This is a genomic window from Micromonospora sp. NPDC005299 (assembly GCF_042872345.1).
Lineage (GTDB): Bacteria > Actinomycetota > Actinomycetes > Mycobacteriales > Micromonosporaceae > Micromonospora.
In genome coordinates this window covers 35,640-62,125 of record NZ_JBIAKG010000008.1, presented here as the reverse complement: position 1 = coordinate 62,125, position 26,486 = coordinate 35,640, and the positions used below count along the sequence as shown (strand labels likewise).

Sequence of the window (26,486 nt, the reverse complement as noted above, 5' to 3'; positions counted from 1 at the left end):
CGCCAAAAAACCAAACCGACTCACTCCCCGCGCCGCCCGCCGGACCACCGCGCGTCGGTTCCGGCCTGCCGGGGATTTCCCAGGTGGGAGCGGTTCCGGCCGGTCCGCCGTCGCGGCAAAAATCTTCGGGATACGCGAAACGGCCGGCACTCCGCGCAAGGCGGGGAGCCGGCCGTCGGGCGCGGAGGGCGTTACTTCTTGCCGGCGGGCTTGCCGTCGCCGGAGTCGGAGGAGAGCGCGGCGATGAAGGCCTCCTGGGGGACCTCCACCCGGCCCACCATCTTCATCCGCTTCTTGCCCTCCTTCTGCTTCTCCAGCAGCTTGCGCTTCCGGCTGATGTCACCGCCGTAGCACTTGGCGAGCACGTCCTTGCGGATGGCGCGGATGGTCTCCCGGGCGATCACCCGGCTGCCGATGGCCGCCTGGATGGGCACCTCGAACTGCTGGCGCGGGATCAGCGTGCGCAGCTTCGCCGCGATCGTGGTGCCGTAGTTGTACGCCTTGTCCTTGTGCACGATCGCGCTGAACGCGTCCACCGGCTCGCCGTGCAGCAGGATGTCGACCTTGACCAGGTCGGACGCCTGCTCGCCGGAGGTCTCGTAGTCCAGCGAGGCGTAGCCCTTGGTGCGGCTCTTGAGCTGGTCGAAGAAGTCGTAGATGATCTCGGCCAGCGGGAGCGTGTAGCGCATCTCCACCCGGTCGGCGGAGAGGTAGTCCATGCCGAGCAGGCTGCCCCGGCGGCCCTGGCACAGCTCCATCACCGCGCCGACGTAGTCGTTCGGGGTGAGCACGGTGGCCCGCACGGTCGGCTCGTACACCTCGGCGATCTTGCCGGTCGGGTATTCGCTCGGGTTGGTGACCACGATCTCCTCGCCGTCCTCCTGCATGGCGCGGTAGACCACGTTCGGCGCGGTGGAGATGAGGTCGAGGTTGAACTCCCGCTCCAACCGCTCCCGGATGATCTCCAGGTGCAGCAGGCCGAGGAAGCCGCAGCGGAAGCCGAAGCCCAGCGCGCCCGAGGTCTCCGGCTCGTACACCAGGGCGGCGTCGTTGAGCTTGAGCTTGTCCAGCGCCTCACGCAGGTTGGGGTAGTCGGACCCGTCGATCGGGTAGAGGCCGGAGTAGACCATCGGCTTCGGGTCCTTGTAGCCGCCGAGCGCCTCCTTGGCCGGATTGCCGTTGATGGTGACCGTGTCGCCGACGCGGGACTGGCGGACGTCCTTCACGCCGGTGATCAGGTAGCCCACCTCGCCGACCCCGAGCGCGTCGGCCTTCACCATCTCCGGGGAGATGACGCCGATCTCCAGCAGCTCGTGTACGGCGCCGGTGGACATCATCTTGATCCGGTCCCGGGCGCTGATCAGCCCGTCGATCACCCGGACGTAGGTGACCACGCCCCGGTAGACGTCGTAGACCGAGTCGAAGATCATGGCGCGGGCCGGGGCGTCGGCCTTGCCGACCGGCGGAACGAACTGCCGGACGATCTCGTCGAGCAGGTACGGCACGCCCTCACCGGTCTTGCCGGAGACCCGGATGCAGTCCGCCGGGTCGCCGCCGATCAGGTGGGCCAGCTCCTCGGCGTACTTCTCGGGCTGGGCGGCCGGCAGGTCGATCTTGTTGAGCACCGGGATGATGTGCAGGTCGTTCTCGAGCGCCAGGTAAAGGTTGGCCAGCGTCTGCGCCTCGATGCCCTGCGCGGCGTCGACCAGCAGGATGGCGCCCTCGCAGGCCGCCAGGGACCGGGACACCTCGTAGGTGAAGTCCACGTGGCCCGGGGTGTCGATCATGTTGAGCACGGCGGACTCGCCGGCCCGGTCGCCTTCGCGGATCGTCCACGGCATCCGGACGGCCTGACTCTTGATGGTGATGCCGCGCTCGCGCTCGATGTCCATCCGGTCGAGATACTGGGCGCGCATCTGCCGGGGGTCGACCACGCCGGTGAGCTGCAGCATCCGGTCGGCCAGGGTCGACTTCCCGTGGTCGATGTGAGCGATGATGCAGAAGTTCCTGATGCGCGCCGGGTCGGTGGCACCAGGAGCGTTCGCGCCGGGATCGAGCGTCGGTGGCACAGCGGTCCGTTCTGGTCGGCTGACGTGAGCGGGCCGGCGCGCGCCGGCCCCCTCTATGCTCCCACGTCGCCCGGGGCGCGCCGGTGCTCCCCCGTCACTCCTCCGGCGTCACTCCTCCGGCGGCTCGACGAAGAGTGCGGCGAGCTTCGGCAGGTGCCGCCGCGCCTCGTCCTCGTCGTCGAAGTCCCAGAAGTCGTTCAGGTCCGGCGCCCGGACCGGGTCCCGGTCCGCCGGCAACTCGGCCGCGGTGGCCTTCCGGTACGCCTCCCACGGCACCGCCAGCATGTCCTCGCACTCGAACTCCTCGCCGCTGAGCGCGGCGGCCCGGACCTGCGGCAGCTCGGCCAGCGAGTCCGGGTCGGCGACCGCCCGGGCGAACACCGCCCGGCCCTGGGTCATCAGCCAGCCCCGGAAATACTCGAAGCCGTCGTCCGAGGCGCCCCCGTTGATCAGGTACGCCGCGCCCCAGAGGTCGACCTTGTAGGACGCGGCGAGCACCCGCTGCTGGTGCTGGGCGTACCCGACGATCTCCTCCGGATCCCGCTCGGCCAGCAGGGCGACCGCGCGGGCGGCGACCGCCGCGGGCTCGCCCCCGCCCCCGGCCCGGGCGCTGTCGATCAACTGCCAGAACTCGTCGGTCCTCATGGCCTCGCAGTCTGGCAGAGCGCACTGACGTCCCCGTGCGGCAGCATGGTCGGGTGCCCGCGATTTCCCTGCCCCCGGTGCCGTACGACGCCACCGCCGACCGGCCGGACTGGGCCGCGCTGCCGGCCGGGCTGCGCGACGCGCTGGCCGCCCGGCTCGGCGGGTCCCCGGTGACGGTTCGCCCGGCCGGGGCGGGCTTCACCCGCGGCTTCGCCGCCGTCCTCACCGGCCCGGCCGGCGAGCCGGTCTTTGTCAAGGCGGCGGCGCTGGCCGAGCAGCGGCACCTGGTCGACTGGTACGCCCACGAGGCCGCCGTCCTGGCCCGGCTCCCCGCCGGCCTGCCGGTCCCCCGCCCGCGCTGGGCGCTCACCGAGGCCGGCTGGTACGCGCTCGCCCTGGACGCGATCGACGGGCACACGCCCCGGCTGCCCTGGGACCCGGCCGAGCTGGACGCCGCCCTCACCGCGTACGCCGAGGTGGCCGCCGCGCTCGCCGCGCCGCCCGCGGACCTCGTCGCACTCGGGCTCCCGCGCCTCGCCGACCTGGCCCGGGACGACATCCTCTGGTGGGGCGAGGTGGCCGCCGGCCGGGAACCGGCACCGGGGCTGCCGCCCTGGGCCCCGCTGCCCGAGCTGGCCGCGCTGGAGGCCCGCCTCCCCGGTTACGCCGACGCCGCCCCCGGCCTGGCCCACGGCGACCTGCGGGTGGACAACCTGCTGCTGGACGCCGCCGGCCGGGCCTGGATCTGCGACTGGAACTGGATCTGCCGCGGGCCGGCCTGGTTCGACCTGGTCAGCCTGCTGATCACCGGGTACGCCAGCGGCCTCGACGCGGACGCCACCTTCGCCGGCCACCCGGTGTCGGCGAGCGCCCCCGCCGACGCGCTGGACGTGACCCTCGCCGCACTCTCCGGTTACTTCCTCACCAGCGCCGCCGCCGGCCCGTCCACGGCCTCCCCGCACATCCGGGCGCACCAACGCTGGAGCGGCGAGCAGGCGCTCGGCTGGCTCGCCGCCCGCCAGGGCTGGACCTGAGCGTGCTCCCGGCGGAGCAGATTCCCGCCGCCGGACGCCGCGCCCGCGGTGACGGCGGAGGATCGGGGCCGGCGTGTTCGCGGCTCAGCCGGGGCCGCCGGGCCGGGCTGAGCAGGCCGGACGGCCTGGGGCACCGGAGGCGTTTTGGCCCGCCGCCGGGCGACCTGGTAACCTGGCTTTTCGCGCGGCGATGACGCATGTCCGTCGTGCATGCAAGCAGACCAACCCGAGCTATCAAGACGAGGCTGTCGCGTGGCGAACATCAAGTCCCAGATCAAGCGCAACCGGCAGAACGAGAAGCGCCGGCTGCGTAACAAGTCGGTCAAGTCGTCGCTGAAGACCGCCATCCGGAAGTTCAACGAGGCTGCCGAGGCGGGCGACACCGAGAAGGCCACCACCCTCATGCGTGAGGCCACCCGCAAGCTGGACAAGGCTGCCAGCAAGGGTGTCATCCACGCCAACCAGGCGGCCAACCGGAAGTCGGCGATCGCCCAGCGCGTCGCCTCGTTCTCGGCCTGACGAACGCCGTAGAAGACCTCACCGGAAGCCCCGGGGTTACCGCCCCGGGGCTTCCGGTCGTCTGCGTTCCCGCAGCCGGCCGCCGGCGCCACCTCGTTACCACCGCCCGGCCCGGTTCTCCGGTCGTCGGCTGCCGGCATGACCTCGTGGCCCGCCGCCGCGATACCCGCCAGCCCTGCCGGCCTGACCGGTCGCCGGCCCGGCGGCGACGGCCGGGGCGAGTCAGCGGTAGGGGTCGTGCTGAGCCGGGTCCGGCCAGCGCTGCCCCTCGACGGGGCGACCCAGCGGCGGTTCGGCGGGCCGGGCCGCGCGGAGCGTCGGGTCGCCGGCCAAGGCCACCCCGCCCGGCAGCGCCCGGGCCGTGGACGGCACGCTCGCCCGCCCGACCACCGGCTCCATCTGCCGGCGGAAGCGGTCCCGCTCCTGCTCCGGGACCTGCGCCGCGCTGCGGATCACCACCTCGGCGACCATGTCGTTGAGCTTCACCATGGCCGCCACCGCCGCCGGCAGCACCAGCACCGCCCACCAGGTCACCAGCTCGGCGAGGGCGAGCAGCACGGCCAGCGCCACTGCGCCCTCGAAGAAGAGGAAGCAGAGCACGCCGCCCGGGTTGACGAAACGTAGCCCGAGGACCCGGGCGTAGAGCGGCCGGTACCGCTCCTCGTCCGTCGGGACCGTCGACCACGTTCGGGTCACCGGCCGCCACCCTGCCGCGCCGCGGCCACGGAGAACACCGCCCGCTCCAACGCGTACGCCCGGTCGTCGGCGCCGCCCTTGACCGCGGCGTTGCACTCGGCGGCGGCCCGCATGGCCTCCACGAGGCCCTCCGGCGTCCAGCCCCGACCCTGCCGCTGGGCCCGCTCGATCTTCCACGCCGGCATGCCCAGGCTGCTCGCCAGCTGGTAGGGGCTGCCCCGCCCGGCCGAGGCGGCCCGGGCCACCGTCCGCACCCCGTCGGCGAGCGCGTCGGCGATCGGCACCGGGTCGACACCGACGTGCAGCGCCCAGCGCAGCGCCTCCAGGGCGCCGGGGACGTCGCCGACCATTGTCGCGTCGGCCACCGTGAAGCCGGTCACCTCGACCCGCCCCCGGTAGTAGCGGGACACGGTGTCCGCCCCGATCCGCCCGTCGGTGTCGGCGACGAGCTGGGAGCACGCGGCGGCCAGCTCACGCAGGTCGGTGCCGACGGCCGCGATCAGCGCCTCGGCCGCGTCCTCGGTGCACTTCCCGCCGAGACGGCGGAACTCGTCCCGGACAAAGGCGACCCGCTCCCGGTGGCCCTTGAGCTTCGCCGCCGGCACCACGGTCGCGCCCGCGGCCCGCAGCCCGTCGGCGAACGCCTTGCCCTTGGCCCCGCCCAGGTGCAGCACCACGAGCTGCACCTCCGGGTCCGGGTTCTTCGCGTACCCCAGCAGGGCGGTGACCAGGTCCTTGCGGGCGTCCTGACCGGACCGGAGCACGAGCACCCGGCGCCCGCCGAACAGCGACGGGCTGAGCATCTCGGCGATCTCCCCCACCGCCAGCGAGCCGGCCTGGTATTCCCGGACGTCCACGTTCGGGTCGGTGCTGCGGGCCCGGGCGACGGCTTCGGAGACGGCTCGCGTGGCGAGCAGCTCCTCGTCGCCGAGAACGAGCAGAATAGGGGGCAGGCTGGCGGGGGTCACGTCGCCCATATTCGCACGGCCTCCGACCCGATCGTGCCTGCTCATCGAGGACTGTGACGGCACAGCCCGCAGTCAGCGCAAATCCCGACATTCGAGTCGATCTAGCAGCTATACCAACAAGCCCCCTCGATCGTCGGGGTGTTTCCCGAACCGGTCTCACCGTCGCCGCCCCGGACCGGTCCCCCGGGCCACCACCGCCAGCCCGGCGCCGCTGTGAGTGGCGGCACGAGGCTGCGGATGCGCTGACCGAGGCCATCGACAGCGAACGGCAGGCAGGCTGACCATTGACCATCTGCTCAAGGTTGCCGGGATCAAGGTGCTGCTGACCATTGGTCAGGAGTTGTCGAAGTCCACCAGGAGGGCATCAATCCCGGAGCGCGACTCGGGCAACTGCCAGCACGACGAAGCCGCCCACCTCGAAAGGGGGGCGGCTTTCCGCTGCCCGGGCTACTTCTTGTTCAGGTTGACGATGACGCCCTGATCGGCGCACGCCGTCTGCAACCCGGCCACGTGAGTGCCCATCGGGCCGATGAACGCTAGCGCCCCCATCTCCTCACCCTCCGGGAGGTTCGACACCTGCCACACGATGTCGACCAGCGCGGTGCCGTGCTCCCGGAGCTTCTCGTGCCGGGAGTCCTCGAACAACTCCCGCACCTCCCGGTATTCGGCCTCGGTCATCTTGTCGTCGCTGCCGGACTTGTCGTCCGCGGCGATTGTCTTGCCGTCGCGCATCGCCTTGCAGGCGGCGACGCCGGAGTCTTCCTTGATGAAGCCCTCATAGACGGCGAGGCCGCCGGTGGCGAGCAGCAGCACGGCGAGGGCGGCGCCGAGGGCGACGATGAGCGGCTTGCGGCTGCGCTTGATCGGGGTGGTGTCGTATCCGGTGGGCTGCGGCTGCCCGGTGGCGTCGGGCTGGTAGTCGGGCTGGTATTGCTGCGGCGGGTAGCCGGGGCTGCCCTGCTGGTAGGGCTGCTGCGGCTGCTGCGTCGGGTACGGGTCGGTCATGTGTAGTGCTCCCCACGTGGTGTTGGCGTGTCGATGCTGGTCGGGACCCTTCGCCGGGACTACGGGTTGTCGGGTATGTGACTGTTGTTGTGGCCGGTCAGGCAGGGGTGGGCGAACGGCCAGCCAGGTACTTGCCGACCACGGGGCGGCCACCGTCCCTGCCGGGTCAGAGGTTGACCCCCGGCGCGGATGAGCCGGTCGATCGCGCGACACGTGTTCGAGCGCGGACACCCTGGACAGCAGAACGCCCGGACACGAGCTTGTCCGGGGCGGTCTGCGGTACTCGTCCACGCAGTTGTCCAGGTGCCTGACCAACTCGTGGGCGACCTTGTCCATCCTCTCCACCGGGTGCCGGACACGGACGTGTCCGTGACCCAGGTCGTGCGGAGCCGAGTTCCTGCTTGGCGGCAATCCGCGCGGCGGGGAATTCGGCACGGCCGTCGGCATGTCTTACCGGTGGCTATTCCGCCGGGCCACCACCGCCAGTCCGGCGCCGCTGTGGACGGCCGCCACGTCGCCGTCGGTGTCGGTGCGCAGCACGCGCGCTCCGGCCCGGTTCAGCCGGTCCAGCAGGCCCGGGTTGGGGTGCCCGTAGTCGTTGTCGGTGCCCACGCAGACCAGCGCGACCGCCGGGCGGACCGCGGCGAGGAACTCCGGATCCTGGTACGCCGAACCGTGGTGGGCCACCTTCAGCACGTCGGCCCGGATCGCGGCGGCCGGCACCGTCTCCAGGAGTGCCCGCTGCTCCTCGGTCTCGGCGTCGCCGGGCAGCAGGATCCGCACCCCGTGCACCGTGGCGGCCAGTACCAGCGAGTTGTTGTTCGGGTCCGACCGGCTGCCACGCAGCGGGTACGGCGGCCCGATCGCGGCCAGATCCACCGCCCCGGCTCGCCAGCGCCAGCCCGCCGGCACCGGCGACAGCACGCTCCCGCCCCCGCGGGCCGCGTCGCGTACCTGGGCGACGCCGTAGGGCGGCTCGATCCACTGCGGGGTCGCCACCGCCGCCACCCGCCGGCCCCGGAACACCCCCGCGATCCCGCCCACGTGGTCGGCGTGGAAGTGGCTGACCACCAGCAGCGACACCTCGCGTACGCCGAGCCGGCGCAGGCACCCGTCCACGCCGGACAGATCGGGGCCGGCGTCGACCACCACCGCCCGACCGGCCGCGACCGGCAGCACCACGGCGTCCCCCTGCCCCACCGCGCACGCCACCACCACCCAGCCCCGCGGGGGCCAGCCGGCCGCGAGCAGCCGGACGGGCAGCGTGCCGAGCACCACGGCGACCACGACGACCGCGACCAGCCGCCGGATCACCGGCCGTCGCACGGCCACGAGCAGCGCCACGCTGACGGCCGCCAGCAGCAGGCGGCCCCTGGGGGACACCCCACGCACGAGGGTGTGTCTGGAACCGGTCGGCGCCGCTGACAGCGGGCCTGACCTGGGCTGTCAGCGAGTACGGGGGGTCGGTTTGGGGATCGGTATCAAGGCGGACGGTGCAACGGAGATCAAGACGGACACCTACACGGCCGGCCACATCAGATCTTACGGTCCGTGAGAGGTGTGTGAGTCGAGCCGGCGGCGCTGGTGGTGATCCCTGTACGGGGACGTCATCATTGTTGCTCCTCGGCCAGGGGTGCGGGTAGGCGTCAGACGCGCAGCCGCTGCGGCGGGCGGGAGCGCCTTGACAGGTCTGGTCAGGTTCTGTCAGCTCGCGGCCTTCCTGACCGACGCGCACGCTGGTCTGACAGCAGCGGCTCGGTCTGATAGACATCGCGCGTCGGGCTCTGTCACGGGGCCTCCCACGGTGACAGGTCCGATGCGGGCGGGGTGGTCTCGGCGCGTAGGACGCGCACGAGCGCGGAGGCGGTGGCGTTGGACAGTTGGTGCCCGTCCGCGCGTAGCTGTCGGGCGAGGGCGTTGCGGGACAGCGGGGTTCCCCCGGCGGCGAGGGCGCGGGCGGCGGTCCGGACGGCCGGGACCAGCGCAGCGACCTTCGGGCCTCGGTCCCAGCCCGGCGGGCCGCTGCGGCGGCGGTCCGGGACCGTCGGGTCTTGGTCCGGGGCGGCGGGGACCGTGGTCGCGAAGTCCCGGACCGCGGAGGCCCGCAGCGGCGGTCCGGGGACCGGCGCTCTGGTGTCCGAGACCGGCGCGTCAACGGTCAGCGGCGGTCCTGGCTCGGTCCCATCGGCCGGGCATTGCGGTCGGCTGGGGCGGACCTCGGCGCGGCCGAGAGCGATCTTCACCATCGTCAGGAAGCCGAGCGCCGGCAGCGCGGCGGCAACCCAGCCGATCACGGACGCGTCCGCCTCCACGACCTGGGCCGCGAGGGAGAGGAACACCGCCACTGTCAGCACGGCAGCTGGCCAGGCGACGCTCTTGCCCGGCGCCGGTTGCGGCGCAGTTCCAGACCAGCGGCGATCGACGCCGGCTCTAGGACGACCGCGTCGGCCCAGGCCAGCCAGCCCGGCTGGCCATGCGCCGCCGCGGCGTGCTGCCCGCGCTCGCCGCCGCGGTCACCGTGCTGGTGCTGGTCGACTCCGAGCTGGCCGGCGACGCCAGGTTCACGCTGTCTGTGTGCGCCACCGGCGGGCTGTTGCTGCTCGCCCCCGATTGGCGGGACGCGCTGCCCGCCGGGGCGTAGGCCGGGCTGGCCGAGGCCCTGGCCGTGCCGGCCGCCGCGCAGCTCGCCTGCGGTCCGGTGATCGCCGGTCTCTCGGGGACGGTGAGTCTGGTCGCGGTGCTGGCGAACCTGCTGGCCGTGCCGACCGTCGCGCCTGCCACCGTGCTCGGGGTGGCCGCCGCGGTGGTATCGCCGGTCTGGCCGGTGGGTGCCGAATTCGCCGCCTGCGGCGCCGGCCGGCGGCGAGCGCGGCCAGCCCGATCGCACCCATCACCGCGGCCCGCACCACACTCGGCGGACCAGGATGACGCAACCGACCAGGGCCACGCAGAGCCCGGCGTCCGTCCGGGGGACCGGCCCAGGCCTACCGGGCCAGCAGCAGCGCCGCCCCGACCACGATGGCGACGTCCGATCCGGAGAACGTCAGTTAGACAGGTGCTAGACGTTTCCGCAGCTCAGGGCTTGATCTAGCCGGCTTCGCCCTCAAGTTCCCGGCGTCGCTTCTCAGCCCAGGCTCGGATGTCGGCCGTAGCCCACACCCTGCCCACCGTCAGGTGAGCGATCGGATCAGGGAAGTCTGCACGGTCAGCGAGCGTGTTAGCGCGCTGCCTGGACACACCGAGGAAAGCCGCAATCTCGGCCATCGCCATAACGTCCTCGGTCATCGATCCAGACCATCCAGCAAGGGCCCTTTACGACTCGTCAACAAGGGCCGCCCGAAGGGGTTGACGAGTCGTCAACGCCTCGGCGAGAGTCGGAGCATGCCCATACGGAGGGTCCTCAAACCGATACCGCTTGCTCCTGTTCATCGGCGCCTGTGGCGGCGCTGGTTCCGCCGTGACTGTTCCTGCGGGCTGAGGTGGAAGACGTGCCCTGACAAGCACCAGGCCGTGCCCGTCGAGCCGATCCCCAGGCCGCCCGCACGGATCGAGCCGCCACGCTGGAACGAACCGACGCAGATCCTTTGGACGGGAAACCTGCTCACCCGAGGGCAGGCGTACAGAGCGAACGGCGGCAGGCATGCCTAGAGACCACCTGCCGCTACGCCCCCTGTGGCTGTGTCGAGTCTGCGCCGACCCCTGGCCGTGCGCTAACGCTCGACTGTCCCTGAAAGCCGAGTACGCCCAGGACCGCACCGCGCTATGCGTCTACCTCGGGTCGATGCTCTACGACGCCTGCGAGGACCTCACCAAGCTCAACCCCAACGAGGTTGACGTGGCCGCCCTCTACACGCGGTTCATCGGATGGCCCGACAGGTTCCGTAGGCGCGACTGACAAACAGCCCAGCAAGTAGGACCCCAGCGGCCACCCACTGGGGTCCCTTTATGCGCTGATCGAGTACTCCGGATGCCCACAGCCTTGCTCGCCGCACCTCAGCCAGCTTCACCAACATTGTCAACTCTCTCAGCGGGTGCCAGTTAGGGCTCCGTCCTGGTCGCGGGTCACGGCGTGCTCGGGGACCACGCGCCGGCCAGGGACGCGGGCAACGCGATCCAGTGCCCGCACGCGAACGGCGACGGGGAGCAGCAGGCGCGCAACCTGGCCGAGACGGGCCCGTGGGACGCGCTGTACGACCTGACCGCGCCGTTCCCGGCCGCGCCGGGCATCCTCCGGTGGGGCGAAGCCGTCGCGGTGGGACATCGTGACCGCCCCGGGTCGCCGATAATGATCGACATGACGATCCGGTACGCCGAGGTGCTCAGCCCGCTACGTGAGGCGTACGACTCGCACGCGGCGTGGCGTGAGGCGCTCACCAAGGAGCCGTGGAAGGTAGCGGAACGGCAGGCGTTCCGTGACCGGCTGGCGCCGGGTGCGCGGCTGCTGGAGATTGGTGCCGGCACCGGACAGGACAGCGCCTACTTCCAGCAGGAGGGCTTCGCCGTCGTCGCGGCTGACCTCTCGACCGTGATGGTCGAGCACTGCCGGGCCAAGGGCATCGAGGCCCACGTCATGGACTTCCTGCAACTGGACTTCCCGGCCAGCTCGTTCGACGCGGTGTTCGCGATGAACTGCCTGCTGCACGTGCCCAACCACGACCTGCCCGCGGTCCTGGCGGCGATCCGGGCGGTCCTGCGCCCCGGCGGGTTGTTCTTCGTCGGCGTGTACGGAGGCAACGAGAGCGCCGAAGGTCCCATCAGCGACGACAATCACAAGCCACCGCGCTTCTTCTCCTTCCGCACCGACGAGCAACTGCTCGCCTTCGCCGCCGCGTCGTTCGACGTCGTGGACTTCCACCCCGTGGACGTCGGCGGCGGCCACCGGTTCCAATCGCTGACGCTGCACCGCTCAGACCCCGAACAGCGGGGAGCCGACAACCTGCCTGGCTCACCGCCAGGAACGACCTGCTAGCGGGCCGGGGACAACTCCCGGGCGAAGCGGCGTACGGCGTCGGTGACCGCCACCGGGTTGTCGAAGTTGGCCAGGTGCGCGGCGCCCGGGATCACCTCGATGCAGGTGCCGGGGCGGGCGGCGCCGAACTGTCGCTCGCCCGAGCGGAACAGCCGGTCCCGCTCCCCGTTGAGGATGAGCACCGGGGCGCGCACCGCCGCCAGGCTCGACGCGTCGAACCGGCCCATGACGTCCCGCCAGGCGACCGGGAGGGTGTGGAAGGCGTACCCGTCGGCGATGGTGGCGTCGACGACCTCGGGCGGGTAGAGGCGGCGCAGCAGCCGGTCGTTCCAGCGGGTGAGCCGGGCGGCCGGCAGGCGGGCGACCAGCGACGCACCAGCCGGTACGGCACGGCCAGCGGCCCGTCGGTGGCCACGCTCGCGCCCATCAGCACCAGCCCGGCCAGCAGGTCCGGGTGCCGGCGGGCGAAGTGCAGCGAGACGTACCCGCCGAGTGAGTGCCCCACAACCAGCGCCGGGCCGGCGTCAAGGTCGCGGACCGCCTCCGCCACGACGTCGGCGGCCCGGTCGAGGCTCCAGGGTTCGGCCGCGGCTGCCGTGCCCGGGCAGGTCGACGGCCGCGACCGGGAACTCGGCGGCGAGGGCGGGCAGTTGCGGCTGCCACTGGCCGCGGGCGAAGCGGGTGCCGTGCACCAGGACGATCGCGGGACGATCCACACTGCCCAGCCTGCCGCCGGGTCAAGGCCGAGCGCCGCCCGGCCTCACCCCATCGACCGGGCCTCCGGGTCCGGGCCGAGCGCCGCCCGGCCCCCGTCGACCGGCAGGGTCACCCCGTTGACGAAGGCCGCTCCCGCCGACAGCAGGAAGGCGACCACCTCGGCTACCTCACCGGTACGCCCGATCCGGCCCACCGGGTGCAGCCGGGCCAGCTCCGCCTCGACGCGGCCCGCCTCGCCCGGATCCAGGCCGGCCAGGAAGGCGGTGTGCCGCTCGGTGTGGATCGAGCCGAGCGCGACCGCGTTGGTGCGGATCCCCGAGCCGCCGTAGTCCACGGCCAGCGCCCGGGTCAGCCCCTCGACGGCGGCCTTGGCGGTGGCGTACGGCAGGGCGCCCGGCACCGCCCGGCGGGCCTGGTGGGAGGAGACGTTGACGATCGCGCCGCCGGCGCCGGCGGCCAGGAACCGGCGTACGGCGGTGCCGGCGCCGACCACGGCGGGGCGCAGGTTGGCGGCGATCAGGTCGAACACCTCCCCCGCCGGCGCGCGGTGCAGGGCGGCGTCCCGGAACACGGCGGCGTTGTTGACCCAGCCGGCCAGCGGGGCGGCCGCCTCGGCGAGGTCGGCGGCCCGCTCGGTGACCTCCTGGTCGGCGGCGTCACCGAGCACGGGGCACAGCCGGTCGGCGGCCGGGTGCCCGGCCAACCAGTCCAGCGCGGCCTCGTCCCGCTCGACCACGACCACCGTGCCGCCGTCGGCGGCCAGCCGCTCGACGATCGACCGCCCGATGCCCCGGCCGCCCCCGGTGACCACGTAGGACCGTACGGTCATCCGACCACCCGAGGCCCGGCAATCTTGGCGAGTTGTCGTTCGACAGGAACGGAAACTCTCCACGATCGGATCACCGGGGCTTGCCGACCAGCCGATGTCCCCGCCAGATCGGCGAAGGGGCGGCACACCAGGGCCACGGACTCGCCCACCCCGCCCGGCTGGCGCCGACCCCGCAGCACGGCGGCGACCACGGCACCCGCCACGCCGACCAGCCCGGCGCCCACGGCAGCGAACGCGACGATCACGGCGACCAGGGCGGCGGCCACGGCAGCGAACGCGATCATGGGCGCCGGTGGAGGACGACGCACGCCAGGCCCGGGCCGGCGTGGGCGGCGATCACCGCCCCGGCCTCGGAGACGTACGTGTCGTGCAGCCGGTCGCCCAGCCGCTCGGTCAGCGCCGCCAGCAACTGTTCGGCGCGCTGCGGCGCGGCGAGGTGGTGCACGGCGAGGTCGACCTGGGCGTCGCCGGCCGCCTCGACGGCCAGGTCGACCAGGCGCGCGATGCCCCGGCTGGCGGTGCGGACCTTGTCCCGCACGACGATCGCGCCGTCCGGCATGTGCATGATCGGCTTGACCGAGAGGGCGGTGCCGAGCAGCGCCTCGGCCGCGTTGATCCGGCCGCCCCGGCGGAGGAATTCCAGCGTGTCGACGTAGAAGTAGATGGTGGTGCGGTCGACGGCGTCGAGCGTCGCCTGGCGTACCCCGGTGAGGTCCGCGCCCTGCGCGGCGGCCGCGGCGGCGGCGAGCACGGGGAAGCCCAGGCCCATCCCGGTGGAGCGGCTGTCGACCACGGTGACCCGGTCGTCGCCGACTTCGGTGGCGGCCAGCCGGGCGGCCTCGACGGTGCCGGAGAGTTCGGCGGAGAGGTGCACCGAGACGACCCCGTCGGCGCCGGCGGCGAGCAGCTCCCGGTAGACCTGCGCGAACTGTTCCGGGGCGGGCCGCGAGGTGCTCACCGTGACCCGCCGGCCGCTGAGCACGCGGGTGGCGTCCTCCGGGAACGTCTCGATGCCTTCCAGCCCTTCAACGCCGTTGAGCACGACGGTCAGCGGGACGACGGTGAGCCGGTGCGCGCGGACCATCTCGGGCGGCAGGTAGGCGGTGGAGTCGGTGACGACCGCGACGGGCATGCCCGGCACGCTAGCCGATGTCACGGCGACGCGCCGGGGCCGAACGGCTCAGACCGCGTCGGTGAGCGCGGGCTGGGTGATCAGCCCGACGTTGTGCGCCCGCAGGTGCCAGCCCCGGACGTCGTCGTGACGCAGCTCGGTCCAGTGGCAGTTGGCCAGCGATCCGACGCTGCGCAGCACGGCGTGGTCCCAGCCGAGCAGGTGGCCGACGCCCTGCCGGGCGCCGCCGCCGTGTGTGGTCACCACCACGGTGCCGCCGGCGGCCAGGTCGGCCGCCTCCTGGAAGGCGGCGCCGAGCCGCTTGCCCAGGTCGTCGAGGCTCTCGATGCCCGCGCCGGGGTCGGGTTCGCCGGCCCGCCAGCGGGCGTACTCGTCGGGGAAGCGCTCGGCGACCTCGGCGAGGGCGAGGCCCTGCCACTGGCCGAAGTCCCGCTCGCGCAGCCGGGCGTCGGAGCGGACCGGCAGCCCGGTCAGCGCGGCGAGCGCGGCGGCGGTGTCGGCGGCCCGGCGCAGGTCACTGGCGACGATGGCGTCGGGGCGCAGCGCGGCCAGCACGGGGGCGGCGACCCGGGCCTGCTCCCGGCCGAGGTCGTTGAGCGGCACGTCGGTCTGCCCCTGGACCCGGCCGGCGGCGTTCCAGTCGGTGTTGCCGTGCCGCCAGATGATCAGTCGGGTCATTCCGCGCCGGCGCTGCGGGCGGCCGAGTCGGCGAGGTCCCGGTCCACGAACGGGATCTGCGGGCAGTCCTTCCAGAGCCGGTCGAGGGCGTAGAACTCGCGCTCCTCGGTGTGCTGCACGTGGACCACGATGTCGACGTAGTCGAGCAGCACCCAGCGGCCAGCCCGCTCGCCCTCGCGGCGGACCGGCTTGGCCTTCTCCGGCAGCTCCAGCAGGCGCTCCTCGATGGCGTCGACGATGGCGAGCACCTGACGCTCGTTCGGAGCGGCGGCCAGCAGGAACGCGTCGGTGATCGCGAGCTGGTCGCCCACGTCGATGATGACGATGTCCTGCGCCTTCTTGTCGGCCGCGGCCTGGGCGGCGGCCATCGCCAGCTCGTGAGCGCGTTCGGAAACTGTCACCGTTCTCCTTCGATCCAACCGTGCGACCCTCCAAGCCTCTCACACCCGGGCGGGCGACGACTTGTCAGTTCTGGTCGATTACGCGGACAAAGGCCGCCGTTCCGGGCGGATTCACCGCTGGTAGAGCCGCCGTTTGGCGATGTACTGCACCACACCGTCGGGCACCAGGTACCAGACCGGCTCACCCCGGGCCACCCGGGCCCGGCAGTCGGTCGAGGAGATCGCCATGGCGGGGACCTGCACCAGGCTCACCGTGTCGGCGGGCAGGTGCTTGTCGGTGAGCTCGAAGCCGGGACGGGTCACCCCGATGAAGTGGGCCAGCTCGAACATCCGGTCCACTTCCTTCCAGGACAGGATGCGTTCCAGCGCGTCCGCGCCGGTGATGAAGAAGAGCTGCACCTTCGGGCCGTACTCGTCATGCAGGTCCTGCAGGGTGTCGACCGTGTAGGTGGGGCCGCCCCGGTCGATGTCGACCCGGCTGACCTGGAAGCGGGGGTTCGACGCCGTGGCGATCACCGTCATGAGGTAGCGGTCCTCCGGCGAGCTGACCGGTTCGTCCGCCTTCTGCCACGGCTGGCCGGTGGGGACGAAGACGACCTCGTCCAGGCCGAACCGGTCCGCCACCTCGCTGGCGGCCACCAGGTGCCCGTGGTGGATGGGGTCGAAGGTGCCGCCCATGATCCCGATCCGCCGGATGTCTTCCTCCACCCCGCGATCGTAGGCCGGGGCGCGCCGGCGGTCGGGCGGGGCCGCCGGGCGTCCCACGGACCGCGCCGGTCGGGGTCACACCCCCGCCCGGCGCGGTCGGCGGGTCAGGCGCCCGCGGCGGCCACCGCGGTCCTGGCGACCAGGGCGCGGCGCAGATCGTCGTCGAGGTCGACGACCCGCCGGCGCAGCCCGGGCGTGAGGTCGTCGCGGGCCAGCAGCGCCGCGGCCAACTCCCGGGTGGTCTGGGCCACGGCGTAGCGGGGGAAGGCCAGGGTGGCGACCCGGTCCGCCGTCCAGGGGGTACGCAGCCGTGCGGCGGCCGGCATGTCCGCGAAGTAGCGCTCGACGTAGCCGGCGGTCAACTCGGGCTGCTCCGGCTGCCAGAAGCCCTCCGCGGTCGCCTCCACGAGGCGGTTGGAGAGGTCGGTGTTGCGGGTGACGATCTCCCAGGCGGCCCGCTTGGCGTCGGCGTCGGGCAGCGCGGCCCGGCAGCTCGCGGCCCGCTCGGCCCCGGTGGCGCTGCGGTCGGCGGCCGCCTCGGCGGCGATCTCGGGCTCACCGGCCGCACCGAGCACCACCAGCCGGCGCAGCAGCGCCCAGCGCAGGTCGGCGTCGACCGCCAGCCCCTCCGGCACGCCCTCGCCGCCCAGCCAGCCGGCGAGCAGCCCGGTGTCGGTGGTCGCGCCGATGAGTCCCCGGGCCGCGGCGAGTTGCAGCGAGCCGCCGGCCGGGGCGCCGGCCAGCAGGTTGGCACAGGCTCCGGCGACGCGGAGCAGGGCCGAGTCCCGGGCCAGCGGGTCCAGGTAGCGGTCGACCAGGTTGCGGCTGAGGCTGAGCACGTCCTCCGCGATGATCACCTCGGTCTCGGCCGGCAGCGCCGCCGCGATCAGCGCGACCACCGAGGTCACCGGCCGTTCGCCGTCGGTGGCGGCGTCCAGCGCCTCCCCCCAGAGCAGCGCCCGCGCCAGCGGATCGGCCAGCCCCGGGAGCACCATCGGCACCGCGTCCGCCGAGGCGGGGTCGAGCCGGATCTTGGCGAAGGTGAGGTCACCGGCGTTGGGCAGCAGCAGGCCGGTGGCCCGCTGCCCGACCAGCTCGGCCAGCACGGTGCGGCCCCGGTCGGCGGCCGGGTCGAGGTCGACCTCGAAGCGGTGCGCCGGGGCGTCGGGGGCATGACGGGCCACGCCGATGCGGTGCGGGCGCAGCACCGGGTGGGTCTCCGGCGCGGTCTGCACCACCGCCACCTCGCTCCAGCGGCCGTCGGCGTCGACCGCGGTCTCCATCCGCAGCGTGTTGACCTGGGGTCGGCGCAGCCAGCGCTCGGCCCAGTCGGCCAGGTCCCGCCCGCTGGCGGCGCTGAGGCTCTCCAGCAGGTCGGCGAGGGTGGCGTTGCCGAACCGGTGCTTGGCGAAGTGCGCGTTCAGGCCGGCCAGGAAGGGCTCGTCGCCGACCCACGCCACCAGCTGGCGCAGCACGCTGGCGCCCTTGGCGTAGGAGATGCCGTCGAAGTTGAGCAGCGCCTGGGCGGCGTCGGCCACCTCCTCCGGGGCCACCGGGTGGGTGGAGGGCCGCTGGTCGGCCGCGTAACCCCAGGCCTTGCGGCGCATGGCGAAGGTGGTCCACGCCTGGGTGAAGCGGGTGGCCTCGGCCGTGACCCGGGTGCCCAGGTATTCCGCGAACGACTCGTTCAGCCAGAGGTCGTCCCACCAGCGCATGGTGACCAGGTCGCCGAACCACATGTGCGCCATCTCGTGGGCGATGGTGGTGGCCCGCAGCTCCCGCTGGCTGTCGGTGACCGCCGAGCGGAAGATGTAGTCGTCGCGCAGGGTCACCAGGCCCGGGTTCTCCATGGCGCCGGCGTTGAACTCGGGGACGAACGCCTGGTCGTACTTGCCGAACGGGTAGCGCTCGGCGAAGAGCTGGTGGAACCGGTCGAGGCACTGCCTGGTCACGGTGAAGATCTCGTCGGCGTCGGCGTCCAGGTGCGCGGCCAGGGACTTGCGGCAGTAGACGGCGAGCGGGATGCCGTCGTGCTCGTTCTGCCGGACGTGCCAGGGGCCGGCGATCAGCGTGACGAAGTACGTCGCCAGCGGCGCGGTGGGCGCGAACTCCCAGCGCCCCGGCGCCGGCCGGTCGGCGACCTGGCCGTTGGCGGCCACCGTCCACTCCGGCGGGGCGGTCACCGCGAGGGTCACCGGGGCCTTGAGGTCGGGCTGGTCGAACGCGGCGAAGATGCGCTGCACGTCGTCGAGAAAGGACATGGCGTAGAGGTAGGTCTCGCCGTCGGCCGGGTCGACGAAGCGGTGCATCCCCTCGCCGGTGTTCGAGTAGGCCATCTCGGTGCTGACGGTCAGCGTGTTGGTCGAGGCCAGCCCGGTCAGCGGCAGGCGGTTGTCGTCGAGCAGGGCCGGGTCGAGGTCCTGGTCGTTGAGGCGCGCCCCCAGCAGTCGCAGGGGTTTGACCTCGGCGAAGGTCTCGGCGCCGGGGGTCGCCCGGAACCGGATGGTGACGGTGGAGCGGAAGCGCTCGGCGTCGCCGGTCAGGTCGAGGTCCACCTGGTAGGACTCGACGGTAATCAACGCGCCACGCGCGGTCGCCTCTACACGGGTCAGGCTCGGCATCCGCTTATCCTGCCCGATGGGGTCCGAGCGGGCTCCCCCGATACGCACGGCGATGGAGGAACAACGATGGGTCAGCACCCCAAGGGCGATTTCGACCTGTCTCGGGCGGTCTGGCAGCGGGCCGAGGGCGACGCGTCCGAGAGTGCGGTCGAGGTGGCCTTCGTCGGCGACCTGATCGGGATGCGCAACTCGGCCGAGCCGGACGGGCCGGTGCTGGTCTTCACCCAGGACGAGTGGGACGCCTTCGTGGCGGGCGCCCAGGACGGCGAGTTCGACCTGGACTGAGCCCCCGCGCTCAGTCACCGTCGCCCCAGCCGAGCCCGCCCGGGCCGGGAGCGTGGTGGAAGCCCGGGTGCCCGGCCACGTCCACGCAGCGCTCGCCGTCGGGGCCGACCGCCCCGCAGAACAGCCGCTCCGCGCGGTGCCAGGCGTCGGCCGGGGAGAGCGCCGCCGCGCCGAGCGCCAGCTCCGGGCGGAGCAGGCCGAGCGCCTCGGCGTACGCCACCGCCAGCTCCCGCGCGGCGCCCGGGTCGGCCGCCTCGAAGCCGAGGTGCACCGTGAAGTGCCGCGGGGGCCGGGCCGCGACACGCCGGGGCGGTCCGACCAGCGGCTCCTCCCGGTCGCCGCGCCGCAGCCCGGTCACCGCCCGCCGGTGCCGCCAGTGTGCCGCCCTGTTGTCCCGCATCCGTCCTCCCCGTCGCCGGTGGCCGTCCCGTCGGCGGTCGCGCCGGCGGGTGCGGGGCCGGCCGCCGCCGGCCCCGGCCCGAAGACAACCAGCTTTTCCGCGTCCTGGGAGGGGCCAGCTTCCGCGCTCTCCGCCGGCCCCTCCCCGGGCGCGCCGCCGCCGCGACCGCCGAACCCGGGTGGCCGAGGTTGGGGTGGTGCGGAAGCGCCGGCGGCGCAGACCCGCGGAACCGGGCCGAGGATTTGCCCGCGCCGGCCCGGGTAGGTAGCGCAGCGACCGTGCAGGGCCGCCGAGCCGCGTCAGGAGCGCCGATGAGCACCATCCCGAGCGACCGCAGCCCGGAGAGCACGCTGGCGTTCCTCCGCGAGGGCTACCGGTTCGTCGGCGCGCGGTGCGACCGCCTCGGCAGCGACATCTTCCAGACCCGGCTGCTGCTGGAGCCGACCATCTGCCTGCGTGGTCGCCCCGCCGCCGAGCTGTTCTACGACAACGAGCGCTTCGTCCGGCGCGGCGCCATGCCGATGCGCGGGCAGCGCACCCTGACCGGGGTCGGCGGCGTCCAGGGCCTCGACGGCGCGGCGCACCGGGACCGCAAGGGGATGTTCATGTCGATCATGACGCCGGCGGCGGTCCGCCACCTCGGGCAGCTCTTCGACGACGAGTGGCGGGCCCGGATCCCGGCGTGGGCGGAGTCCGGGCCGGTGCCGCTCTACGACGAGGTGGGCCGGATGCTGACCCGGGCGGTCTGGGCCTGGGCCGGGGTGCCGCTGGCCGACGCCGACGTGCCCCGCCGGACCGGCGAGATGCACGCGATGATCGAGGGACCGGCCGTGGTCGGCCCGGGGCACTGGCGGGGCCGGCTCGGCCGCCGCCGCGCCGAACGGTGGGCCGGCGAGGTGATCGAGCGGGTGCGCTCCGGCGCGCTGCCCGCGCCCGAGGGCAGCGCGCTGCGGGTCGTCGCCGAGCACCGGGACGAGCGGGGCATCCTGCTGCCGCGTCGGATCGCGGCGGTGGAGCTGCTCAACGTGCTCCGCCCGACGGTCGCGGTGGACCGCTTCGTGGTCTTCGCCGCGCTGGCGTTGCACGACCACCCGCACTGGCGCGACCGGGTCCGCGGCGACGACGCGACGGCCGAGAGCTTCGTGCAGGAGGTACGGCGCTACTACCCGTTCTTCGCGGTCGCCGCGGCCCGGGTCCGGCGCTCGTTCGAGTGGCAGGGGTACGCCTTCCCGCAGGGCCGACGGGTGCTGCTCGACCTCTACGGCACCAACCACCACCCGCAGCTCTGGCCGGAGCCGGAGCAGTTCCGGCCGGAGCGGTTCGACGGCTGGCGGGGCGACCCATTCCGGCTGGTCCCGCAGGGCGGCGGCGACCACTTCACCGGCCACCGCTGCGCCGGCGAGTGGATCACGATCGAGCTGCTGAAACGGGCGGTCGGCAACCTGACCGGGTCGATGAGCTACCGGGTTCCGCCGCAGGACCTGGCGCTGGACCTGGGCCGGATGCCCGCCCTGCCGCCCAGCGGCCTGGTCGTCGACGGGGTACGCCGGACCGCGTGATCACCGTGGCCCGACCGTCATGAAGCCACCACGAGCGCCTGCGGGGCGGCCTGCTTCATCCGGGTGCGCAGCCATTTGAGCTGGATCGCGGTCTCCTGCTCGCAGGCCCGCACCACCCCGAGCAGGTCCTCGTCCCGGGCCCCGTACGCGGCCTGACCGACCACGGTCCAGCAGATGTCGCACTCGGCGGCCATCAGGTAGAGGTCCTGGAGGTCGCGGAGCAGCCCGATCGGCCCGGTCCGGGTGCCGGAGAACAGCTCGGAGTGCAGCCGGTCCGGTTCGGCCGGGGCCTCCGCGGCGTACCGGCGGGCGAAGGGCGCCAGCTTCTCCGCGTGTGCGTGGCACTGCTTGGCCAGCTTCTCGCAGGTGTGGAAAACGTCCGGCTCGTCCCCGTGCGCCGCCCCCACCTCGGTGAACGCGTCGCCGAGCCGTTCCTGGGCCTTGTGCAGCAGGCCGAGATAGTGCGCCAGGTTCATGTCATTCCCCCCTCGACGGCGCCTCGGCGGCCGGCCCGCCGACGGTGGCCGGGATCCCGGAGCCCTCCGGCGGGGCGGAGCCGCCCACCGTGGGAGCGGGCGAGGGCCGGCCGCCCGAGTCGGCCTCCTTCACCACGCGCACCGCCGCCACCTTGAAGATCGGTTGCTTGGAGACCGGGTCCCAGGCGGTGATGGTCAGCTCGTTGGCCGCCCGGTCGTGCCGCCCCTCGCCCGGGCCGGCGCCGTCGGCCGCGTCCCAGTAGCCGTAGTGGAAGGGGAGGAAGACCACGCCGGGGCGTACCCCGCAGATGCGGGCCCGGGCGCGGACGACGCCGCGCGGCGACTCGATCCGGACCAGGTCGCCCTCGCCGATGCCGAGCCGGTCGGCGTCGGCCGGGTTGACCTCCACCCACGACTCGGGGGCGGCGTGCACGAGCTGGCTCGCCCGGCCGGTCTTGGTCCGGGTGTGGAACTGGTAGACGGTCCGCCCGGTGGTGAGCAGCAGCGGGAAGTCCGCGCTCGGCACCTCCGGCGACGGCTGGTACGGCGTGGCGTGCAGGAACGCCCGCCCGCCGGGCTGCTTGGCCCGGTACTCCCCGGGCAGCAGCTCGGCCCCGGTGGCCAGGTCGTGGCCGTACGACTCGCAGTAGTCCGGGTCGGTGTTGAACACCCCGTCGGTGTAGAGCCGCTCGGTGCCGTCCGGGTGCTCGTCGGTGCACGGCCACTGGATGCCGCCGGAGCGCAGCTTCTCGTAGGTGATCGCGGTGTAGTCGCAGGGCCGGCCGCGCGAGCACTCCTTCCACGCCTCGAACACCTCTTCCGGCCCGGTCCAGGTGATCAGCGGGCCGCCGTCCTTGTCCCGGAAGTCCATCCGGCGCGCGTAGTCGAGGAAGATGTCGAGGTCGGGTCGGGCCTCGCCGGGCGGCTCGACCGCCTTCTCGGAGATGTGCACGGTCCGGTCGACGCTGGTGAACGTGCCGGTCTTCTCACCCCAGGTGGCGGCCGGCAGCACCACGTCGGCCAGTTCGGCGGTCTCGGTCAGGAAGAGGTCCTGCACCACCACGAACAGCTCGCGGTTCGCCAGGATCCGGCGGATCCGGGCCAGGTCGGGCAGGGAGACCGCCGGGTTGGTGGCCGAGATCCAGAGCAGCTTGATCGAGCCCTGCTCGGCGTACCGGAAGATCTGCATGGCGTGGGTCGGCGGCGCCCAGTGCGGGATGGTGTCGACCTCGACGTTCCACAGCCGGGCCAGCTCGGCGATGTGCTCCTCGTTGGCCCAGTTGCGCAGGCCGGGCAGGTCGCCGTCCGCGCCGCACTCGCGGTTGTTCTGCGCGGTGGGCTGCCCGTTCATCTGGTAGAGCCCGGCGCCGGGCCGCCCGAGCATGCCGCGGATCAGGTGCAGGTTGTTCACCTGGCAGGAGGCCGCAGTGGCCTGGTTGGACTGGTAGAAGCCCTGGAGGACGGTGGAGAGCAGCCGCTCCGATCCGCCGAGCAGCTCGGCGGCGCGCTCGATGTCCGCGGCCCGCAGGTCGCAGATCTCGGCCACCTTCGCGACCGGGTAGTCCTCCACCACCTGGCACAGCTCCTCGAAGCCGAGCGTGTGCGCCCGGACGTACGCCTCGTCGTACCAGCCGCGGTGGATCAACTCGCGGAGCAGCCCGTTGAGCAGCGCCAGGTTGGTGCCGTTGCGCAGCGCCAGGTGCACGTCGGCCTCCCGCGCCACCGGGGTGGCGCGCGGGTCGACGGCGAGCATGGCCGGCGGGTTCGGCCCGCGCCGCCGGTCCAGCATGCGCATCCAGAGCACCGTCTGGGTCTCCGCGACGTTGTGCCCCCACAGCGCGATCGCGTCACAGTGGTCCACGTCCGTGTACGAGCCGGGTTGCCCGTCGGTGCCGAAGGACGCCTTGAGCGCCGCGGCGGCGGTGGCGGTGCAGAGCCGCGTGTTGCCGTCCATGTGCGGGGTGCCCAGCCCGGCCTTTCCGATCACACTGAGCGTGTAGTACTCCTCCAGGAAGAGCTGCCCGCTGGTGTAGAAGCCGAAGTGCCCCCAGCCCCCCGGGCCGCCCAGCAGCTCCTTCGACCGGGCCACGATCCGGCCCATCGCGGTGTCCCAGTCGGTCTCGACCAGCCGGTCCCCCTCCCGGACCAGCGGCCGGCGCAGCCGGTCCGGGCTGTGGTTGGCCTGCCAGCCGTAGAGGTCCTTCGGGTCGACCCGGCCGTGGTTGATCCGGTCCCCGGCCCGGCCCCGGACCCCGACGATCCGGTCGTTGGCCACGGCGATGTCCATGGCGTCGCCGTTGGAGTGCAGGATCGAGGCGCTGGGCACCCACCGCTGCACGTCGGCCTCGGTGCGCCCGTCGGCCAGGTAGGTGTCCACCCGCACCGGCCAGCGCTCCGCCGGCCCGTACGGCGTGCGCGGCCCCCAGGGGTCCGCGATCCGGTCCACCACCGCTCATCCCTCCTTCGGCGCCGCCCAGAGCGGCGTCGGCCGGCCGGTCGCCCGGTTGAACAGCAGGTCCACCACGGTCACCAGCAGCACGGCGGCGAACGCGTACCCGGCGAGCAGCGCCACCAGGTGCCCGACGACGGTGTTGCGGGGCGAGGACTCCTGCCCGCCGGGCTGCTCGACGTGCAGCATGATCGCCGGACCGAGGCTGGGGAACAGCCACGGCTGCCGGGTCAGCAGGGCGACCGCGCCGGCCACCACCACGGCGACCGCGCTGCCGGCGAAGGCCCGCGCGGCGGGCCGGGACGGCGACTCATCGAAGTCGGCGGGCATGGGAGGTGCTGTACCCCGCCGCCCGATTTCGAATCGACGCACGTCCCGGCGATCGCCGCCCGGTCAGGCCGCCTGCGGGTGCAGCACGGTCCGCAGGCAGCCCTCCTCCTTCTTCTGGAAGATCTCGTAGCCCCGGGCGCCCTCCTCCAGCGACATCGGGTGGGTGGCCAGGTAGCCGGGGTCGATCTCGCCGATCGCGATCCGGTCCAGCAGCATCGGGATGTAGCGCTGGGCGTGCATCTGCCCCATCCGCAGCACCAGCGCCTTGTTCATGGCCGCGCCGAGCGGGAACTTGTCCACCAGGCCGCCGTACACTCCGACGATGCTCACCGTGCCGCCCTTGCGGCACGCCATGATCGCCTGCCGGACCGAGGTCGGCCGGTCGGTCTGCAGCCTGGCGCTCTGCTTCGCCCGGTCGTACGCGTAGGTCGGCCCGACGTCGTGCGACTCCATGCCGACCGCCTCGATGCAGGCGTCCGGCCCGCGCCCGGCGGTCATCTCGCGCAGCGCCTCCAGCACGTCGGTCTCCGCGTAGTTGATCGTCTCGACGCCGAGTCGCTGCGTGGCGGTGGCCAGCCGCTCCGGCAGCCGGTCGATGACGACGACCCGCTCGGCGCCGAGGATCTGCGCGGACCGGGCGGCCATCTGTCCCACCCCGCCGGCGCCCCAGACGGCGACCACCTCGCCGCCCTTGAGACCGCAGAAGTCGGCCGCCATCCAGCCGGTCGGCATGGCGTCGGAGGCGAACACCACCGAGTCGTCCGGCACCCCGTCGGGCACGGTGAACGCGCCGACGTCGCCGAACGGCACCCGGATGTACTCGGCGTGGCTGCCCGAGTAGCCGCCGGCCGCGTGCGAGTAGCCCAGGATGCCGGCCGGCGAGTGGCCCCAGAGCTTCTCGGTGAAGACCGGCTGCGGGTTGGAGTTGTCGCAGAGCGAGTACTGCTCGGTGCGGCAGTACCAGCAGCCGCCGCAGGCCACCACCGAGCCGACGACCACCCGGTCGCCGACCTTGATCCGCCGCACGTCGGGGCCGGTCTCCACCACCTCGCCCATGAACTCGTGGCCGAGGATGTCGCCCTCGCGCATCGCCGGCAGGTATCCGTTGATCAGGTGCAGGTCGGAGCCGCACACGCTGCTGGCCCGCACCTTGACGATGATGTCGCCGCCCGACCGGATGGTCGGCTCCGGCACGTCGCGTACGGCCAGCTTGCCGACGCCCTCCCAGCACAGCGCCCTCACGGCCGGCCTCCCGCCATCAGCTTCTCCCGGATCCGGTCGGTCGCCTGCTCCTGCTTCGGGCTGCGCCCTGACGGGTCGTGGCGGGTGTCCAGCACCTGGCCGGTCTCGATCAGCGACTTGATCCTCCGCAGGGCGCTGCGCAGCGCGAGGTCCGGGTCGTCCCCGCCGACCAGGCCGAGCGCCCGGCGTACCGGGCCGGACCGCCAGCGCAGCTGGGCACGAATCTCGGTGCCCCGGTCCTGCGGCGCCGGCACGAGCTCGACCCGCCCCTGCTGGGCCACCGGTCCGTCGGTGACCCGCCAGCTCAGCCGGCCCGGGCCGTCGACGGTGATCTCGGCCCGCCACCCGGTGCCGCCGCCGGCCGCGTCCCTCGCCACGCAGCGCCACCGGTTGTCGTCGAGCTGCTCCAGGGTCACCCACTCGGCGAGCCCGCGGTCCAGCCGTTCCCGGTCGGTCCAGAAGCCGATCACCGCCTCCATCGGCCGGTCCACGGTGATTCCCCGGTGGACGACGTACCAGCCATCCGCCCGGTCGGGTTGGTGCCGACGCCGTCGCCGAGCCACCACCCGACCGACCCCGAGCGCGGTCACCGTGGCCGCGCCGGCCAACGCCCACCTCGTCGCGTTGCTGCTCATCACGTCTCCTCCACCGGGGCGCCTCGGACCGCCCGCGTCCCGGAGCGCTACCCGGCCCGAGGGCGTCGAAACGGCGAAACGGTTTGATCACCGAAATTTCGGGCACGCTGCCGTCCCTG

Annotated in this window: 27 protein-coding genes and 3 pseudogenes; 7 read left to right on the top strand and 23 right to left on the bottom strand. The window is 73.3% G+C overall.

The annotated features are described in order from the left end of the window. Positions 1–191: 191 nt before the first annotated feature. Together lepA and ACFYPD_RS22425 are read right to left on the bottom strand one after the other, a co-directional pair. The gene (gene lepA / locus ACFYPD_RS22430) at positions 192–2,069 is read right to left on the bottom strand and encodes a translation elongation factor 4 (RefSeq protein ID WP_387116667.1); all 1,878 of its coding nucleotides are present in this window, start codon (positions 2,067–2,069) and stop codon (positions 192–194) included. Positions 2,070–2,177: 108 nt separating this feature from the next. Next, a complete protein-coding gene (locus ACFYPD_RS22425; RefSeq protein WP_387116664.1) occupies positions 2,178–2,714 on the bottom strand; it encodes a DUF4240 domain-containing protein in 537 nt (178 codons plus the stop codon). A gap of 53 nt (positions 2,715–2,767) precedes the next feature. Between ACFYPD_RS22425 and ACFYPD_RS22420 the strand changes: the two genes are divergently transcribed. Both ACFYPD_RS22420 and rpsT read left to right on the top strand, forming a co-directional pair. Next, positions 2,768–3,748, top strand: a complete 981-nt coding sequence (locus tag ACFYPD_RS22420) for a phosphotransferase family protein (protein WP_387116661.1) — start codon at positions 2,768–2,770, stop codon at positions 3,746–3,748. Between the two features lie 252 nt (positions 3,749–4,000). Next, a complete protein-coding gene (gene rpsT, locus ACFYPD_RS22415) occupies positions 4,001–4,267 on the top strand; it encodes a 30S ribosomal protein S20 (RefSeq protein WP_151464914.1) in 267 nt (88 codons plus the stop codon). A 222-nt stretch (positions 4,268–4,489) separates the two neighbouring features. On the opposite strand, the gene ACFYPD_RS22410 is transcribed toward rpsT, so the two are convergent. The 5 genes and pseudogenes from ACFYPD_RS22410 to ACFYPD_RS22390 all read right to left on the bottom strand — a co-directional run bounded on the left by ACFYPD_RS22410 (position 4,490) and on the right by ACFYPD_RS22390 (position 9,290). Further along, positions 4,490–4,963 carry a hypothetical protein gene (locus ACFYPD_RS22410; protein WP_387116658.1) on the bottom strand — a complete coding sequence of 158 codons (474 nt, stop codon included), beginning with the start codon at positions 4,961–4,963 and terminating at the stop codon, positions 4,490–4,492. Further along, positions 4,960–5,940: a DNA polymerase III subunit delta gene (gene holA, locus ACFYPD_RS22405; protein ID WP_387116656.1), complete on the bottom strand. Its 981-nt coding sequence runs from the start codon at positions 5,938–5,940 to the stop codon at positions 4,960–4,962. Before holA ends, ACFYPD_RS22410 begins: the two co-directional genes overlap by 4 nt. 438 nt (positions 5,941–6,378) lie before the next feature. After that, complete coding sequence (locus tag ACFYPD_RS22400) at positions 6,379–6,936, bottom strand: hypothetical protein (protein WP_387116653.1); 558 nt, start codon at positions 6,934–6,936, stop codon at positions 6,379–6,381. Positions 6,937–7,386: 450 nt separating this feature from the next. Continuing rightward, positions 7,387–8,307 (bottom strand): annotated as a pseudogene (locus ACFYPD_RS22395) (ComEC/Rec2 family competence protein); the annotation flags it as partial. A gap of 416 nt (positions 8,308–8,723) precedes the next feature. Beyond that, the gene (locus tag ACFYPD_RS22390) at positions 8,724–9,290 is read right to left on the bottom strand and encodes a DUF2637 domain-containing protein (RefSeq protein ID WP_387116650.1); all 567 of its coding nucleotides are present in this window, start codon (positions 9,288–9,290) and stop codon (positions 8,724–8,726) included. 119 nt (positions 9,291–9,409) lie between these two features. On the opposite strand from ACFYPD_RS22390, the pseudogene ACFYPD_RS22385 reads away from it, so the two are divergent. The 3 genes and pseudogenes from ACFYPD_RS22385 (at position 9,410) to ACFYPD_RS22375 (ending at position 11,905) form a co-directional block, all read left to right on the top strand. After that, positions 9,410–10,027, top strand: a pseudogene (locus ACFYPD_RS22385) (ComEC/Rec2 family competence protein). A gap of 549 nt (positions 10,028–10,576) precedes the next feature. Beyond that, entirely contained in the window at positions 10,577–10,831 is a 255-nt protein-coding gene (locus ACFYPD_RS22380; RefSeq protein ID WP_387116647.1) for a hypothetical protein, read from the top strand. A gap of 390 nt (positions 10,832–11,221) precedes the next feature. Beyond that, positions 11,222–11,905: a class I SAM-dependent methyltransferase gene (locus tag ACFYPD_RS22375; RefSeq protein WP_387117339.1), complete on the top strand. Its 684-nt coding sequence runs from the start codon at positions 11,222–11,224 to the stop codon at positions 11,903–11,905. Here ACFYPD_RS22375 and ACFYPD_RS22370 read toward each other — a convergent pair. From ACFYPD_RS22370 to pepN, 10 genes and pseudogenes are all read right to left on the bottom strand, one after another. Continuing rightward, positions 11,902–12,132 carry an alpha/beta fold hydrolase gene (locus tag ACFYPD_RS22370; protein ID WP_387116644.1) on the bottom strand — a complete coding sequence of 77 codons (231 nt, stop codon included), beginning with the start codon at positions 12,130–12,132 and terminating at the stop codon, positions 11,902–11,904. The two genes, ACFYPD_RS22375 and ACFYPD_RS22370, sit on opposite strands and share 4 nt — an antisense overlap. A gap of 26 nt (positions 12,133–12,158) precedes the next feature. After that, a pseudogene (locus tag ACFYPD_RS22365) lies at positions 12,159–12,467 on the bottom strand (alpha/beta fold hydrolase); the annotation flags it as partial. Continuing rightward, the gene (locus ACFYPD_RS22360; RefSeq protein ID WP_387117336.1) at positions 12,430–12,597 is read right to left on the bottom strand and encodes a hypothetical protein; all 168 of its coding nucleotides are present in this window, start codon (positions 12,595–12,597) and stop codon (positions 12,430–12,432) included. The gene ACFYPD_RS22360 and the pseudogene ACFYPD_RS22365, both read right to left, overlap by 38 nt. Before the next feature lie 68 nt (positions 12,598–12,665). Continuing rightward, positions 12,666–13,451, bottom strand: a complete 786-nt coding sequence (locus tag ACFYPD_RS22355) for an SDR family NAD(P)-dependent oxidoreductase (protein ID WP_387116641.1) — start codon at positions 13,449–13,451, stop codon at positions 12,666–12,668. Continuing rightward, positions 13,448–13,735 carry a hypothetical protein gene (locus ACFYPD_RS22350; RefSeq protein ID WP_387116638.1) on the bottom strand — a complete coding sequence of 96 codons (288 nt, stop codon included), beginning with the start codon at positions 13,733–13,735 and terminating at the stop codon, positions 13,448–13,450. Before ACFYPD_RS22350 ends, ACFYPD_RS22355 begins: the two co-directional genes overlap by 4 nt. Then, positions 13,732–14,583 carry a DegV family protein gene (locus ACFYPD_RS22345; protein WP_387116635.1) on the bottom strand — a complete coding sequence of 284 codons (852 nt, stop codon included), beginning with the start codon at positions 14,581–14,583 and terminating at the stop codon, positions 13,732–13,734. The genes ACFYPD_RS22350 and ACFYPD_RS22345 overlap by 4 nt, the downstream gene beginning before the upstream one ends. Before the next feature lie 48 nt (positions 14,584–14,631). Continuing rightward, on the bottom strand, positions 14,632–15,261 hold the full coding sequence (locus ACFYPD_RS22340) for a histidine phosphatase family protein (protein WP_387116632.1): 630 nt from the start codon (positions 15,259–15,261) through the stop codon (positions 14,632–14,634). Next, the gene (rsfS, locus tag ACFYPD_RS22335; protein WP_387116630.1) at positions 15,258–15,662 is read right to left on the bottom strand and encodes a ribosome silencing factor; all 405 of its coding nucleotides are present in this window, start codon (positions 15,660–15,662) and stop codon (positions 15,258–15,260) included. The genes ACFYPD_RS22340 and rsfS overlap by 4 nt, the downstream gene beginning before the upstream one ends. Positions 15,663–15,773: 111 nt before the next feature. Further along, a complete protein-coding gene (nadD, locus tag ACFYPD_RS22330; protein WP_151462576.1) occupies positions 15,774–16,370 on the bottom strand; it encodes a nicotinate-nucleotide adenylyltransferase in 597 nt (198 codons plus the stop codon). Between the two features lie 104 nt (positions 16,371–16,474). Continuing rightward, entirely contained in the window at positions 16,475–18,991 is a 2,517-nt protein-coding gene (pepN, locus tag ACFYPD_RS22325) for an aminopeptidase N (RefSeq protein WP_387116627.1), read from the bottom strand. Positions 18,992–19,057: 66 nt separating this feature from the next. Between pepN and ACFYPD_RS22320 the strand changes: the two genes are divergently transcribed. After that, positions 19,058–19,276, top strand: coding sequence for a DUF397 domain-containing protein (locus ACFYPD_RS22320; RefSeq protein WP_387116624.1), 219 nt, complete (start codon positions 19,058–19,060; stop codon positions 19,274–19,276). Positions 19,277–19,286: 10 nt separating this feature from the next. Here the strand turns inward: ACFYPD_RS22320 and ACFYPD_RS22315 are convergent, their stop codons facing one another. Then, on the bottom strand, positions 19,287–19,676 hold the full coding sequence (locus ACFYPD_RS22315) for a hypothetical protein (RefSeq protein WP_387116621.1): 390 nt from the start codon (positions 19,674–19,676) through the stop codon (positions 19,287–19,289). Between the two features lie 311 nt (positions 19,677–19,987). Here ACFYPD_RS22315 and ACFYPD_RS22310 point away from each other — a divergent pair, with 311 nt between their 5' ends. Further along, a complete protein-coding gene (locus ACFYPD_RS22310) occupies positions 19,988–21,235 on the top strand; it encodes a cytochrome P450 (protein ID WP_387116618.1) in 1,248 nt (415 codons plus the stop codon). A 17-nt stretch (positions 21,236–21,252) separates the two neighbouring features. Here ACFYPD_RS22310 and ACFYPD_RS22305 read toward each other — a convergent pair whose 3' ends face one another. The 5 genes from ACFYPD_RS22305 to ACFYPD_RS22285 all read right to left on the bottom strand — a co-directional run bounded on the left by ACFYPD_RS22305 (position 21,253) and on the right by ACFYPD_RS22285 (position 26,367). Further along, positions 21,253–21,711: a hypothetical protein gene (locus ACFYPD_RS22305; RefSeq protein WP_387116615.1), complete on the bottom strand. Its 459-nt coding sequence runs from the start codon at positions 21,709–21,711 to the stop codon at positions 21,253–21,255. 1 nt (position 21,712) lies between these two features. Beyond that, positions 21,713–24,160 carry a molybdopterin oxidoreductase family protein gene (locus ACFYPD_RS22300; protein WP_387116612.1) on the bottom strand — a complete coding sequence of 816 codons (2,448 nt, stop codon included), beginning with the start codon at positions 24,158–24,160 and terminating at the stop codon, positions 21,713–21,715. Between the two features lie 3 nt (positions 24,161–24,163). Beyond that, positions 24,164–24,490, bottom strand: coding sequence for a hypothetical protein (locus ACFYPD_RS22295; protein ID WP_387116609.1), 327 nt, complete (start codon positions 24,488–24,490; stop codon positions 24,164–24,166). A 63-nt stretch (positions 24,491–24,553) separates the two neighbouring features. Next, positions 24,554–25,732, bottom strand: coding sequence for a zinc-dependent alcohol dehydrogenase (locus ACFYPD_RS22290; RefSeq protein WP_387116606.1), 1,179 nt, complete (start codon positions 25,730–25,732; stop codon positions 24,554–24,556). Then, on the bottom strand, positions 25,729–26,367 hold the full coding sequence (locus ACFYPD_RS22285; RefSeq protein ID WP_387116603.1) for a cyclase: 639 nt from the start codon (positions 26,365–26,367) through the stop codon (positions 25,729–25,731). The genes ACFYPD_RS22290 and ACFYPD_RS22285 overlap by 4 nt, the downstream gene beginning before the upstream one ends. Between the last annotated feature and the right edge of the window lie 119 nt (positions 26,368–26,486).